Source organism: Parabacteroides chongii, from assembly GCF_029581355.1.
GTDB lineage: Bacteria > Bacteroidota > Bacteroidia > Bacteroidales > Tannerellaceae > Parabacteroides > Parabacteroides chongii.
The window spans coordinates 893,269-907,765 of the sequence record NZ_CP120849.1 but is presented as its reverse complement, the minus strand read 5'-3'; the positions used below and the strand labels follow the sequence as shown (position 1 = coordinate 907,765).

General features: G+C 43.0%; 13 protein-coding genes. 5 read left to right on the top strand and 8 right to left on the bottom strand.

The annotated features are described in order from the left end of the window. Nucleotides 1–10 precede the first annotated feature (10 nt). The 8 genes from P3L47_RS03775 to rsmA form a co-directional block, all read right to left on the bottom strand. On the bottom strand, nt 11–787 hold the full coding sequence (locus P3L47_RS03775; RefSeq protein ID WP_277782725.1) for a UDP-2,3-diacylglucosamine diphosphatase: 777 nt from the start codon (nt 785–787) through the stop codon (nt 11–13). Next, nucleotides 784–1,101 (bottom strand): SUF system Fe-S cluster assembly protein, encoded by a 318-nt coding sequence (locus P3L47_RS03770; RefSeq protein WP_122361262.1) that lies wholly within the window; start codon nt 1,099–1,101, stop codon nt 784–786. The genes P3L47_RS03775 and P3L47_RS03770 overlap by 4 nt, the downstream gene beginning before the upstream one ends. Before the next feature lie 147 nt (nt 1,102–1,248). After that, nucleotides 1,249–1,929: a RadC family protein gene (gene radC / locus P3L47_RS03765; protein ID WP_277782724.1), complete on the bottom strand. Its 681-nt coding sequence runs from the start codon at nt 1,927–1,929 to the stop codon at nt 1,249–1,251. Nucleotides 1,930–1,983: 54 nt separating this feature from the next. Beyond that, a complete protein-coding gene (gene efp, locus P3L47_RS03760) occupies nt 1,984–2,550 on the bottom strand; it encodes an elongation factor P (protein WP_122361260.1) in 567 nt (188 codons plus the stop codon). Nucleotides 2,551–2,718: 168 nt separating this feature from the next. Further along, the gene (locus P3L47_RS03755) at nt 2,719–3,417 is read right to left on the bottom strand and encodes an LrgB family protein (protein ID WP_122361259.1); all 699 of its coding nucleotides are present in this window, start codon (nt 3,415–3,417) and stop codon (nt 2,719–2,721) included. Then, nucleotides 3,410–3,760 carry a CidA/LrgA family protein gene (locus P3L47_RS03750; RefSeq protein WP_277782723.1) on the bottom strand — a complete coding sequence of 117 codons (351 nt, stop codon included), beginning with the start codon at nt 3,758–3,760 and terminating at the stop codon, nt 3,410–3,412. The genes P3L47_RS03755 and P3L47_RS03750 overlap by 8 nt, the downstream gene beginning before the upstream one ends. A gap of 101 nt (nt 3,761–3,861) precedes the next feature. Then, nucleotides 3,862–5,199 carry a magnesium transporter gene (gene mgtE / locus P3L47_RS03745; RefSeq protein WP_199715615.1) on the bottom strand — a complete coding sequence of 446 codons (1,338 nt, stop codon included), beginning with the start codon at nt 5,197–5,199 and terminating at the stop codon, nt 3,862–3,864. Nucleotides 5,200–5,220: 21 nt separating this feature from the next. Then, nucleotides 5,221–6,006: a 16S rRNA (adenine(1518)-N(6)/adenine(1519)-N(6))-dimethyltransferase RsmA gene (rsmA, locus tag P3L47_RS03740; RefSeq protein WP_277782722.1), complete on the bottom strand. Its 786-nt coding sequence runs from the start codon at nt 6,004–6,006 to the stop codon at nt 5,221–5,223. Between the two features lie 96 nt (nt 6,007–6,102). Between rsmA and P3L47_RS03735 the strand changes: the two genes are divergently transcribed. The 5 genes from P3L47_RS03735 to P3L47_RS03715 all read left to right on the top strand — a co-directional run bounded on the left by P3L47_RS03735 (nt 6,103) and on the right by P3L47_RS03715 (nt 14,494). After that, a complete protein-coding gene (locus tag P3L47_RS03735; protein ID WP_277782721.1) occupies nt 6,103–7,113 on the top strand; it encodes a lysylphosphatidylglycerol synthase transmembrane domain-containing protein in 1,011 nt (336 codons plus the stop codon). A 145-nt stretch (nt 7,114–7,258) separates the two neighbouring features. After that, complete coding sequence (locus P3L47_RS03730; protein WP_122361253.1) at nt 7,259–8,713, top strand: aminoacyl-histidine dipeptidase; 1,455 nt, start codon at nt 7,259–7,261, stop codon at nt 8,711–8,713. 909 nt (nt 8,714–9,622) lie between these two features. Further along, on the top strand, nt 9,623–12,946 hold the full coding sequence (locus P3L47_RS03725) for a DUF6383 domain-containing protein (RefSeq protein WP_277782720.1): 3,324 nt from the start codon (nt 9,623–9,625) through the stop codon (nt 12,944–12,946). A gap of 281 nt (nt 12,947–13,227) precedes the next feature. Continuing rightward, nucleotides 13,228–13,878, top strand: a complete 651-nt coding sequence (locus P3L47_RS03720; protein ID WP_122361251.1) for a redox-sensing transcriptional repressor Rex — start codon at nt 13,228–13,230, stop codon at nt 13,876–13,878. A 1-nt stretch (nt 13,879) separates the two neighbouring features. Then, nucleotides 13,880–14,494, top strand: coding sequence for a fumarylacetoacetate hydrolase family protein (locus tag P3L47_RS03715; protein WP_277782719.1), 615 nt, complete (start codon nt 13,880–13,882; stop codon nt 14,492–14,494). Nucleotides 14,495–14,497 lie beyond the last annotated feature (3 nt).

Below are 14,497 nucleotides of genomic sequence, written 5' to 3'. Positions count from 1 at the left end.
TATGAAACATTTATTCCACTTCGAACTGTTCAAGGAACAGGCTTTCTCCATCCCATACAATGTACGAGAACAGTCTCATCCAGTCACCGGCTATCAGCAGGCGGGAAGTGCGGGAGAGCATCAGGTCGAGCATGATATGGCGATGGCCGAAAATAAAGAAGTTGATATCAGGATGTGTTTTCAGATATTCTTTGGCAAAGAGAACCATATATTCGCAGTCTTCTCCCTGATAATCGGCTGCCTCACTTGTCTTGTGCTTTTCCAATCCTTTTTTGCGGCTGCTCAGCGACCAGCCTAATGCAAAGCCGAAAGTCCAGCGGGGATGGATGCCGGCATACAGCCATTGGCAGAATTTATTGCGGAAAAGGGCACGGATAAAACGGAAAGCCTTGCTGCGGTAATCCACTTCGTCACCGTGACCGAGGAAGAAACGTTTACCCAGCAAATCGGTAATCAATACGTCGCGATGAATAATTGCACCGATCTCATTCGGCAGGTAATCGAACATCCAGATATCGTGGTTACCGATGAAAATATGAATTTCTACCCCGCTGTCCGACAGTTCTGCCAGTTTACCGAGAAAACGGATGAATCCTTTAGGTACGACATATTTGTATTCGTACCAGTAGTCGAACATATCCCCCAGAAAATAGATTGCCGTTGCCTCGTCTTTGATGCTGTCGAGCCAACGCACCAGCTTTTTCTCAATGGCCAGCGGGTCTTTATGAAATCGGGCGCCCAGGTGAGCGTCCGATGCAAAAAATATTTTCTTCCGGGATGAATTCATAAGAAACCGAGTTCCAGTTTTGCCTCTTCCGACATCATGTCTTTATCCCACTCCGGTTCGAATACGAGGTTGACTTCCACGTTGTTCACACCGTCTACCGATTCCACTTTCATGCGTACATCTTCCAGGATGAAGTCGGCTGCCGGACAATTCGGGGCAGTCAGGGTCATATCTATACGGACGTTCTTTTCGTCGTCTACGTCTACTTTATATATCAGGCCGAGATCGAATACGTTGACCGGTATTTCCGGATCGTATACTGTTTTCAGCATGGCGACAATCGCTTCTTCTGTTTGGAGGAATTCGTTGTTCATCTTCTTTTAATTTGAATGCAAACTTAATAAATAATTGAGAATTGAAAATTGAAAATTGATAATTATCTGATAAACATTTAACCCTAGTATATAGTTTACCCACCTATCCCTTTAATTTTCAATTCTCAATTCTCAATTTTCAATTCTTTAAAGTTGTCCTTCGTCTGCATAACTGAAGTAGCTCCCGTCGGAGAGGATTATGTGGTCGAGTAGATTAATTTCCAGCAATTCGGCAGCTTTATACAGACGTTTGGTGAGGGAGTCGTCCTGTGAACTCGGACGGGTATTTCCCGAAGGATGATTGTGGCAGAGAATAATACCTGCTGCCAGTGCGTTGATGGCTGTTTTCAGGATGATACGCAGGTCGGCAGAGGTCTCTCCGGTTCCTCCCTGGCTGATCCGGACTTTGCTCAGAACTTTTCCTGCACGGTTGGTCAGGGCAATCCACAGCTCTTCGTGAGGCAGGTCACAGAGCAAGGGGTGGAACAGGGAGTAAGCGTCGTGGCTGCTCCGGATGGACTGGCGGAGGATCGGGTCGGCCAGATTACGGCGTTTGCCTATTTCGAGGGCGGCACAAATCGTAATGGCTTTCGCTTCACCGATACCTTTGAAGCCGGAAATAAGCTCCTGGATAGTCAGCTTTGCCAATGCATTCAGATTGTTGTCTACAGTGTTGAGGATACGTTGTGAAAGTTGTACGGCTGTTTCATTACTATTGCCCGAACCGATCAGGATAGCCAGGAGTTCGGCTTCACTGAGAGAGGCAACGCCTTTGAGTAACATTTTTTCACGCGGGCGGTCTTCTTCTGCCCATTCTTTTATTTTCATAGTTGTATGTGTTTTGGTAAGGGCGGTTCGCGAACCACCCTTACAGTAATAGTATCATTCGCGGATACGTCCTACATAAGAACCGTCTGTCGTGTTGATTTCGATGATTTCGCCTTCGTTGATAAACAACGGAACACGAACTTCTGCTCCTGATTCAACTGTGGCCGGTTTCAATGTGTTAGTAGCTGTATCGCCTTTTACACCCGGTTCAGTATAAGTGATCTTTAACTGAACTTTTGTAGGCATATCGGCGAAAAGAACAGTTTCAGTAGATGCATCGGAAACAACTTCAACGATCTGTCCTTCGATCATATAATCGACGCCGTTGATCAGTTCTTTGTCGATAATAACATCTTCGAATGTTTCCTGATTCATAAAGTGGTAGTGTTCGCCTTCTGCATAAGTATATTGATAAGGACGACGTTCTACGCGTACATCTTCCAGTTTTTCACCGATATTGAAGCGACGTTCGATCTGGCCTCCTTTTACTACGTCTTTTAATGTAGTACGCATAATTGTGTTTCCTTTTCCCGGTTTTACGTGAAGGAAGTCAACACAGAAATACAGTTTGCCATCCAAACGAATACAAGTTCCTTTTTTAATGTCTTGTGAATTAATCATACGAATATTTTTATTTATAATGTTTTTTTGAATTGTCTCCGGTCATTTTTGGGTACAAAAGTAGTGTTTTCCTCTTAAAGAACCAATACATGCCTATCTTTTTTCTTTAGAAATGGGTTGCAAATCAGTCTGATATGATTTACAGCAGCCCTAGGAGAAAGAATTGATCTAAAACAGGGAAATGATAAAACTGATTACCGGAACCAGAATAGCGGTCATGATTCCCATCAGTCCGATCGCTAATCCGCTCAAAGCGCCTTCGATAGCTCCGATCTGAATGGCAACGGAAGTGCCCAGTCCATGTGAAGAGGCTCCGAGGGCTAATCCCTTGGCAATCCGGCTTTCTATGCCGAGTACTTTCATGACAAACGGTCCGACAATACTGCCGAATATACCTACGGCTACGACAATCACAGCAGTCAGCGAAGGTATTCCGCCGGCTTTTTCCGCAATCCCCATGGCGATAGGAGTTGTTACCGATTTCGGTTGAAGCGAGGCGATCAATGCCTGGTCGGCTCCCATCAGGTCGCCGATCACGATAACGCTGACGATGCCTATAATGGCTCCGACAAATACGGAAGTAAGGATGGAAATCACATTCCCTTTCAGATATTGTATCTGGTCATAGAGGACAAATCCCAATGCTACGACCGAAGGACCCAGCATGAAATGGATCAGATGGCTTCCTTTTTGGAAAGATTCGTACTCTATCCCCATTGTCTTTAAAACGAGAATGATAACGAATATGGAAGTCAGCAACGGGTTCAGCAGGCTGATACGCGTCTTTTTATATAATGCAAGTGCTGCCAGGTAAGTACCGATCACTAGAGTAAGTGCAAATACTTCGGAGTGTGCCAGACTATTCATTGCTTTCGCCCTCCTTGCCGAGTTTTTGTTGGATAAGGGCGACGCTGGCGATGACCAGGATGGTGCTGACCACGGATGCCGTAACGATTACTGCCCAATATTGTGAGATAATGCCGAGAGAACTCATAAGTCCGACACCGGCAGGAAGGAAGAACAACCCCATGTTCTCAGTCAGGATCGTCGATAGTTTCTTTACATTCGCTGGCTTGACCAATTTGAATACCAATGCCAGGAATAACAATATCATACCGATGACGCTCCCCGGGATAAAGCCATCAATGAAAGAACTGATAAATTCTCCGGTAAAATAGAAGAACAGAATGTAAAATGCTTGTTTTAGCATATTTCTTCGCTGTTTTATTATTCACTGCAAAGATAACAGTTCTATATGAAATATGTTCTACAACATATTAATTTAACATAGTCTGATGATTGATTTCCCTATTACGTCAACGCCGAAGATATGAACATATAAATCATCATTCCGATAATATCGTTGGTAATTGTGATAAACGGTCCTGTAGCCAATGCCGGATCGATCTTCAGGCGATCGAGCGTCATTGGGACAAGCGTGCCGAAAACGCTGGCGAACATGACGACTGCAAACAAGCTGAGGGAAACGGAAGCCGTAATCCCTTTGTCGCCCAGCATAAAGAAATTGTATACGAATACAACCAGGCTGATAATACTGGCATTGATCAGCGAAACGACCCCTTCCTTTAATATCTGCGGAATAATATTATCCTGTTTCAGAGAGTTATTTGCCAACCCCTGTACGACGATAGCCGAAGATTGTATTCCGACATTACCCCCCGTCCCGCCAATCAGCGGAATGAACAGCGCCATCTTGGGATTACTTGCCAGATTTCCTTCGAAACCGCCTAGAATGACCGAGTTGGCCAGTCCTCCGATCATACCGATCAGCAACCAGGGAAGACGTGCCGCCGTCTGGGTAAATACATTATCCGAAGTCTCCACGTCCTGCGAGATACCGGAAGCCAACTGGTAGTCACGTTCGTGCTGTTCGCGTACTTCGTCCATTACGTCGTCGATCGTGATACGACCGACCAGACGTCCGATACTGTCGACAACCGGCAGCGCCACAAGGTCGTACTTCTCGATCGTTTCAGCCACCTCTTCGATACTGTCACTGTCGCGGACGGAGATAGGCTCCTTCTTCATGACATGCTTGATCTTCGAAACAGACGGATTGGTGATCAGACGCTGCAAGGGAAGAACACCTTTCAGGCGTTCGTCGTCATCTATTACATATACATAATAGATTTCGTCCATATCTTCCGCCTGCTTACGCATTTCGTCGATACACTGCGGCATACTCCAGTTCTCGTTGACCACGATCATCTCCGTACCCATCAAACCACCGGCAGTGTCCTCGTCGTACTTTAACAGGTCGACGATATCGCCCGCCTGCTCCACGTCTTCGATATGCGAAAGAATCTCTTCCTGCGTATCTTCATCCAACTCACGCATCAGGTCTACCGCGTCGTCGGTTTCCATATTGTCGACGAAGCGTTTGGCGATCAGCTCGTTGGGTAATTCTTTCAGTAACTTGTGACGATCTTCTTCATCCAGTTCCATCAGGACATCGGCAGCCTTGTCGCCATCCATGAGCAAATACAGATAGATAGCTTCCCGCAGGTTCAGCTCCTGGTACAATTCGGCGATATCTGCCGGATATAGATCGTGAAGCAATGCCTGAGCCTTGGCATCGTCTTTGTCGGCGATGATATTTTTCAGGTTCTCGATATAGTCTTTCGTCATTTCAACCATGCCTGTTCTTTTTTAGATATTTTTCAGATGACGGTCTGCGATCAATGTGAGTTCGACGAACTGTTCCACCGAAAGCTGTTCGGGGCGTTTGTCGAAGATAGGAAGCGCATAGTCCGGGCAGTCTTTGCCCAGCAAAGGCTTCATTGAATTGCGTAGGGTTTTGCGGCGTTGATTGAAAGACGTTTTTACCACTGTCTTGAATAGCTTTTCGTCGCATCCCAGTTCTTTCCGGTCGTTCCGGACCATCCGGATAACTGCGCTTTTCACTTTTGGGGGCGGATCGAAAACTTGTTCACTGACAGTAAAAAGATATTCCACCGTGTACCAGGCTTGCAGCAGGACACTCAGGATACCATATGTTTTGCTTCCCGGTCCGGCTGCCAGACGTTCAGCGACCTCTTTCTGGATCATTCCGGAACAACACGGGACATGTTCTTTATAATCGAGTACTTTAAAGAATATCTGACTGGATATATTATAAGGATAATTTCCGATCACGCAGAACTGGCCGGGGAAAAGTTTCGCCAGGTCCAACCTGAGGAAATCTTCAGCGAGGATACGTCCTTCGAGTGCCGGAAAGTTCTGTTCCAGGTAATCGACTGACTCCATATCCAGTTCCACAACTGTCAGGTCGTGACCCGCCGTCAGCAGATGCTGGGTAAGCACGCCCATACCCGGACCGATCTCTAAAACCGGTAAATCTTTGTAGTCCGACAACGTGTCTGAAATACGCTGTGCGATCTGTAAATCCTTCAGGAAGTGCTGTCCTAATGCTTTCTTTGGCTTAACTAATCTCATCCGGTTATTCGATCTAAAATGTTTGTATTAAAATATAATGCTTATCTTTGCGGGTGTACAAAAATACAACAAATAATTTAAAGTATCCTACGTAGAATGAATTTTAAGAGTATCCTACAAACGTTTGTCAAGATATTTTTACCCTTAGGTTTTGGCTGTTTGTTGCTGTGGTTTCTGTATAGCAATATGGATATCAGCGAGATATGGCGCGTTATCCGTGAAGGGGTGAGATATGATATAATACTGGTTTCTTTGCTGTTCGGTTTGTTTGCCAACGTGGTCCGCGGATTGCGTTGGGGGCTGTTGATCTCCTCTTTGGGTGAACGCTTCAAGATGAGTAATATCATTTATGCCGTGCTGGGTAATTATGCCGTGAATATGGTATTGCCGCGTGTCGGGGAAGTATGGCGTTGCGGAATCATCACCAAATACGATAAGATTCCTTTCACCAAATTGTTCGGGACCTTGCTGATCGACCGTGTGAGCGATACGATCGTGGTCGGAACGATCACTTTGCTGATCTTTATATTCAATTTCGACTTCTTTATCAGTTTCTTTGCACGCAATCCGGCGTTGCTCGAAGGCTTTCAGAAAATGTTCGATTCGATATGGATTTACGTAGGTGCAGTAATTTTAGTTGCCGGAATTTGGTTTGTTTTCAAATATATGAGTAACTTTACGCTGGTTCAGAAAGCAAAGGCGTTGTTGCTGAATGTATGGGACGGAATGAAGAGCATCTGGCTCTTAAAGCAGAAAGACCGTTTCGTCTTACAGACACTGATGATATGGGGTGGTTATTTCTGTTATTTCTATATCACGTTCTACGCTTTTGACTTCACCCGCGATTTGGGGATAACGGTCGGACTGATCGCCTTTACCATGAGTAGTATCGGGGTTGCCGTCCCTGTACAGGCAGGTATCGGAGCCTGGCATTTTATGGTGATCGCTACATTGGTTTGCTTCGGTGTCAACGAGAATGATGCTGCCGCTTTTGCCCTTGTGGTTCATACAGTACAGACAGTCTGGACGGTGTTATGCGGTTTGTTCGGTATTGTGGCTTTGCCGCTTACCAACAGAGATAACAGCAAAGAGCTGGCAGTAGAATAATAAAGACTGCCGACTGTTAAAAAATTCCGTTTGTTATCCTTTTTATAGAATAAGTTTGTTACTAATATATTATTAATCATGTTGACAACAGGCAGTTGCAGTTTTATCTGTCAGCAGTCATTTGCCAACTTTCAACTTAGAAACTATGTCAGCAGAAATCAAGAATCTTTCCCCGCAGCATGTTTGGGGTTATTTCTATGACCTTACACAGATTCCACGTCCTACCGGACATATGGAAGCAGTAACTCGTTTTGTGGAAGCTTTTGGAAAAGGATTGGGATTGGAAACCCTACGGGACGGAATTGGAAACGTTTTGATCCGTAAACCGGCTACTCCCGGAATGGAAGATCGCAAAACAGTTGTCCTGCAGTCTCATCTGGATATGGTTCCCCAAAAAAACGCCTCTGTAAAACACGATTTTCTGACTGATCCTATTGATGCTTATATAGACGGTGATTGGGTAACAGCCCGCGAAACGACATTGGGTGCCGACAACGGTATCGGTGCTTCGTTGGCGATGGCGGTGCTTTCAGATACGACTATTCAGCACGGACCGATCGAAGCTCTTTTTACCATTGACGAAGAAGAAGGAATGGACGGCGCTTTCGGTTTGAAATCCGGTTTCCTGAAAGGCGAAACATTGATCAACTGCGACTCGGAAGAAGAAGGCGAACTGTTTGTCGGTTGTGCGGGCGGTGCGGACCTGAATATTTCGATCCAGTTTAAAGAAGATACGTATATTCCTGAAGGCGATGTGGCTGTAAAGCTGAGTCTGACAGGGCTGAAAGGCGGTCACTCCGGAGTGGATATCCATCTGGGACGTGCCAATGCCAATAAACTGATGTTCCGCTTCCTGAAAGAAGCCGTTTGCGATTACGGGGCACGCTTGTCTTCTATCGACGGCGGTTCGTTGCGTAATGCGATTCCGCGGGAGGCGTTTGCTGTGATCACGATCCCGGGCGACAATGTGGAGGCTTTGTGGGAGTTGGTGGCTGATTATCGGGATATGTTCCGTGAAGAATATGCCGGTATTGAGAATAAGATTGACTTTGTGGCGGATATGACTGATTTGCCTGCTACATTGATTCCGGAAGAGATTCAGGACGATATCATCAATGCGATAGAAGGTTGTCAGAATGGCGTGATCAGCATGTTGAACGATTTCCCCGGCACGGTGGAATCTTCATCCAACCTGGCGATTGTCAGGTCGTCGAATGAATTGATCGAAATAAAGATATTGGTGCGCAGTTCTTCCGAGAGCCGTAAAGCATCTGTATGTTCCAGCCTTGAAAGTGTCTTCTCTCTGGCAGGTGCGAAAGTAGAATATGGCGGTGCTTATGGCGGATGGCAGCCGAATATCAATTCTCCGATCCTGAATGTGATGCAGAAGACATACGAAGAGTTGTTTGGAAAGAAGCCGTCGGTAAAAGTAATGCATGCCGGTTTGGAATGTGGCATCATCCAGGAGTCTTATCCTGCCATGGATATGATCTCTATCGGACCGGACCTGGAGCATCCGCATTCACCGGACGAACGGGTGAATATTCCGTCTGTACAGAAAGTTTGGGATTTCATCGTGGCTACGCTGGCGCGGATTTGATAAGAAACAGGAATATCTTTTTGTTTTTCATTATTAATGGAGTCACCTAAAAGATAAACAAGGTTTATTCCTTGAAAATAAATAGATAGAGAGGTGATGCCGGGGTTATTTCCGGCATCACCTTTTTTTGTTTTCCTCCAGTTGTTATTCTTTTTATCGTTAATAGCTTTTATGCGGAACTTTAAGCCTAAAGCTCTATCTATTTAATCTTTTTCCTGCTGACTTTTGTTTTTGTAATATTATTATTCCTAAAATGTAAGGTATGCTTTATATAAATGTAAATATCTAGTTGCAAATATGTAACGTATGCCTTACGCTTATAAAGTATAGGAAAAATGCCCTAAATAGTCCTATGTTTTAATCTTGGTTTTAAGGGGGATGGATTTTAATTGTCGTATGCTCCGTAACAATGGCATTGAAGAGTGGTGAGTGACGCCATTGTTCTATTACGGCGTCATCTATAAGACGTTGAATAACAGTTGATAATATGTAATAGATTAGTTGTGATGCCACAATGGGGAGAAATAATATATAATAATGTACGCACGTACATTGAAATATGCATGTTTGTAGATATATAAAATAGAGGTAAATTGGTATATACTTTGAATAATAAGGAATGTACGGTATTATGAGTGACTAATTTAAACGTTCCTTTATTCTCGCCAGCAAAGTTACTAGATTCTTTTTAACTGCCAATCTTTTTCAAAATAAAATTTTCTTGCTTATATGCTTTCTTATCAATTGAATAGCAAAGTTAGTACGAAATTACAACTTTCAGTTACAAAGTCCTAAATGATGACGAGAAAAAAGGAACGTTTAAACTCGTCATTTGTATTTGGGCAGTTTAAACGAGCCAAACGAGAAGGACTTTTATATACACTATTATTAATATTAAATTTATTGATTATGAACAAAAAGTTTTCTACGCTTATGATGGCGGGTATGCTGGTTGCAGGTTCGTCGTTTGTTAGTGCTCAGGATGCTGTTATGCTGAATGGGAAACCACTGAAGCTGGTTGAAATCAAAGCCGATGATTCTCGACAGATGGATAATGTTATTCTTCTTCGTGATGGTGGTACAATTGGTGAGATTGATGAACAAGATCTTGTTATTTTGGCTACAAAAGACCAAAATGGTACATTAACTTATACGGTAAAAAAACTTAGTGAGCTTAAGGATGCAGGAAACGATGATGCTGAAGATGCTGCTGTTTGGAATATCAAAGAGCATATAATGGGAACTCCTGATGCTCCTAAATATTATTATAGCTTACAAAGTGCTAATACAGGGGACTTTGTGACTATTAGTACCAAGGGGGGACAGTATTCCGTTGTAACTGAAGCTGGAGGCTCGTACACTTCTGCGACTTATCATAAAGATGATAAAGGTACTTACTTTGCAACTTATGATAATATTTGTGCGCGTTTTAATCAAAAAGATCCCCTTTATTATCAACCGGCTAGTTGTGGAGCAAATAATTTCATGGTGGAAGAAGGTAATACTACTGATGTAAGTGGCGGTATTGGTGTTGGTGGCGGTACATCTGCAAGCCTCCTTATTGTTACTATGGAAGACAGAGTTGTTGATGTAGTCGATGAACTGAACGACCAGAAAGGTGGTAAAGGCTTCCAATTCACATTCCCTGATGGTGAAACGGTAATCGACAACATCTTCAAAGACTTGGATTTGAGAGCTTTCAGAGTGAAGTTGGCTGGTGCACAGGCTGCAACTGGTGACTCTATCGGTTGGGAAGACCAAAGTGGTAACTATTTTGAAATCCCGGCAGGTATCTATTTGGCAACAGGAGATTCTTGGAAAGAATTGGCTAAAACAGAAGAAGGAAAAGCTATTCTGGAAGATAACATTATTGATAACGCGGCCGAAAAGGAATTGTTCCAAAAAATGACTTTCTTGGCTATCGATCCGCAGGACTTCACTACAATCACGAATACAAAACGTGAAGATGGTAAAGGTTTTACATTGACTACTGTGAAAGGTAGCGACATGAATTACTATGATGCTGAAACGGCTAAGAATAATGAAAAGTATAACGCTAATATGGACTCCAAAAAGGATGAAGTATTCGTTGGTAACGCATGTTTCACAATCACAGAAATCAACCCGTTGTCAAAGAATGACGAATATAGCTTGTCTGTTGCCAATGCCCGTTTGGATAAGAAAGGTGATGACAAACATGAATATTTCAAAAAAGTCACTATTGGTAAAATACCTAATACCAACAACGACAATGTTGATACAACAGAAGAATTTGTTTATCTGGTAACTAACGGTAACGCTGTAAAAGTAAAAGCTGTTCCTTCAACAACTATCGCAGACGTGAAAGAACTGTTGAACAATGATGCAACTCCGGCTATCTATGCTATCAAGTTTGTCAGCGGTGCAGAAGAAGCTGCCAATGAAGAAGTTTCTGAGTATGGTCAGTATCTGACCCTTGAGTCTAATGGTAGCTTTACATTTGCTGCTATGCCAAGTGTAAACGACGGAGCTAACGAAAACGATCCGTTGTATCAGTTTGTTGTTACAGGTGTTGCTGATAATGATGATGACGATAACTATGAAACTGTTAAGATTACAAATCGTCTGACAAAAGCGTCTGTATCGGTAGTACTGTATGATGAAGAAGAACTGGGTGAAAATGTTTATACAATTTATCCGTCGCTTCCTGATGGTTTGACACGTGATCAGAAATTGCAGGTGGCTTATACGGAAAATGGAAAACTTGTTCTGAAAGATAAAGAAATCAGAGGTATGCAGGTGGAGTTGATCAAGAAAGAAAATGTAGATAAATTCGCTACATTCGAAACTGCCCAGAGCGAACAAGGCTTGTTTACTTTCGAATTCGCTAAGACCGCTGAAGCTGACGATAGATTGTATGCTGCCGTTCCGAGAGATAAAAAGACCGGTGAATACGACTTTACAAAAGCTGCAAATGGAGTTGTAACCTCTAAGACTGCTGACCAGTTTGAACTGATTCGTGTAAAGAAAACTGCAGCACCCAAAGAAGACAAAGTATCTTATATCCTGAATGACTTCATCTATATCGCAAACGATAGAGTTGTAACTGCTCAGACTAAGAAAGATACTGTTGCTTTCTATTCTTACAATATAAGACTGTTTGCACCGGATGAAACTGATGAATATTATCTGAATACAGGTAACTTATCAAAAACAGAAGCTGAACACATTATCAAATACAATGTAGATGGTTCTGTATCTGTATTTGCAACAACTACCCCTGCTAACAATTTCCAGAGTCCTCGCTCACAAAATGTCTTGTTAGTTAGTTCGGAGTTGCAATCTGGTGAAGTTGCAGAAGATGAAAACGTAGATGTTCGTGCATGGGTATATGGTTATTATTATGACTATCAAGTTATGGCAAATATGCCGGTTAAGACTTTCTTAGTTGCAGAAAAAGTATATGGTACATTGAATCCTGTTCCGCAGGAAACTGAATTCAACGAAAAAGACGGTTTCGGAGCTCTTTATATGAACGAAGATAAAAACGGTATTCTGAATCCGTTCGATAAGATGACATTCAGATTGGATACAGTAGATACAGATACGAATGTTCCTTCATTCTATATCTCTAAAATGGTGGATAATGCTCGTCACTTCCTGTATTTTGCAAAAGACTCAGCTGATAGTAAGCGTGTAACCAATTGGCAGAAGTATACATTTGCCAATGGTAACGACAAGTATCAGACGCGTCTGATCTTTAAGGCGGCAGCCGGTATCAACTCTGATACTTTGCAGACTGTAGTCGACGGTAAGCAGACTAAGGTTGCAGAAAAGGCAAATAAAGTAACTGGTGTTGTAGGTGGTTTGAACAACTTCAAATTCCAGGTAATTGAATCAGGAGATGAAGATGGTACGTATGTAATTCGTAACAAAACTAACGGTTATTTGATCCAGATCAACAACCAGCTGACATTAGGTTCCGACATTGAAGGTGCCACTCGTTTCTTGGTTGATCCGGACGAAACAGTTGCTAACGAAAACATTAACACATCTTCAATCAAGGTTGTAGCAGCTAACGGCGCTATCATTGTGAAGGGAGCTGCCGGTAAGAATGTTGCTATCAGCAACGTACTTGGTCAGACAATTGCTAACATAGTTGTTTCTTCTGATGAAGCTACAATCTCTGCTCCTGCCGGTGTGGTTGTAGTTGCTGTCGAAGGCGAAGCTGCTGTTAAAGCAATCGTAAAATAAGAAATAATTTATAATCAAAATAATTCTAAATTGTTTACCATGTGTTGTAAGGACATCCTTACACAAAGTACCCCGTGAGGGCGAACAGGTGGTAGATATTAATACTAAAGTAATGAAATAAAGTTCTTCTGTTCTACCTCTGTGAAGAGAGAAGACAGACAAAAACAGAGCCCGGCGGAGTTTATCTGCCGGGCTTTCTTATTATATAAAATCCCCGGTAAACTAGCTAAGAAAGAAAAAAGTTGTACTTTTGTAAGCTACATTAATTATGAATAAGAATAATGGCTAATGATGAATTAAAACAAGCCTGGAAAATTCCTGAGCCGACGCTTCGGAGACTACCTTGGTATCTTGCTTTTCTGAAACTGATGAAAGGCAAGGGAGAGACGTTTGTATCATCTACCCAGATTGCTAAAGAAATTAATGTAGATCCCAGCCAGGTGGCGAAAGATCTTTCGTTTGTAAATATTTCGGGGAAAACCAGGGTAGGTTATGATATTTGCGCACTTGTTGATGTGTTGGAAGATTTTTTGGGTTTTACTGCACAACACAAGGCTTTTTTATTCGGTGTCGGTAGTTTGGGAGCAGCTCTGTTGCAGGATACCGGGTTGAATCAGTACGGACTGGAGATTGTTGCCGGCTTTGATGTCCGCAAGGAACTGGCAGGTACGGTTGTGAATGGTATTCCGGTTTTCCATTTGGATGATTTCCCTGCCAAACAGAAAGAGTTCGGGGCGACGATAGGTGTTATTACCGTGCCTGTAGACAAGGCACAAGAGGTGACTGAACAGATTATTGCCGGAGGTATCAAAGCGCTGTGGAACTTTACCCCGTTCCGTATCCGTGTCCCGGAACATATTGTGGTACAGAATACTTCCATGTATGCCCATCTGGCAGTCATGTTTAATCGTTTGAACTCAATTAATCACTGAAATGAAGATTATAGCAGTAGGAATGAATTATGCAGAGCACAATAAAGAGCTGCATCATTCGTTAGAATTATCGGAGCCTACTATCTTTATGAAATCCGACTCCTCCCTGTTGAAGGATGGAAAACCGTTTTTTATTCCCGATTTTTCTTCGGAAATACATTATGAAACGGAGATCGTTGTAAAGATAGACCGGCTGGGTAAGAATATCGCCGAACGTTTTGCACATCGTTACTATAATGAAGTAACTGTCGGTATCGATTTTACCGCCCGTGATCTGCAAAGAGAGCTGCGTGCGAAAGGATTACCCTGGGAGATCAGTAAAGCTTTTGATAATTCGGCTGTTGTCGGAACGTTTGTACCTTTGGACAGAGTGGGGGATATCAACCGTATCCCGTTTCATCTGGATATAAACGGTCAGAAAGTGCAGGAGGGGAATACCTCTGATATGCTTTTCCCGGTCGACAGGATTATCGCTTATGTGAGCCGTTTCTTTACCTTGAAGATAGGTGATTTGATTTTTACAGGAACACCGGTAGGTGTGGGACCCGTTAGCATCAATGATCATTTGCAAGGGTATATCGGTGAACAGAAGCTACTTGATTTCCATATTAAATAATGG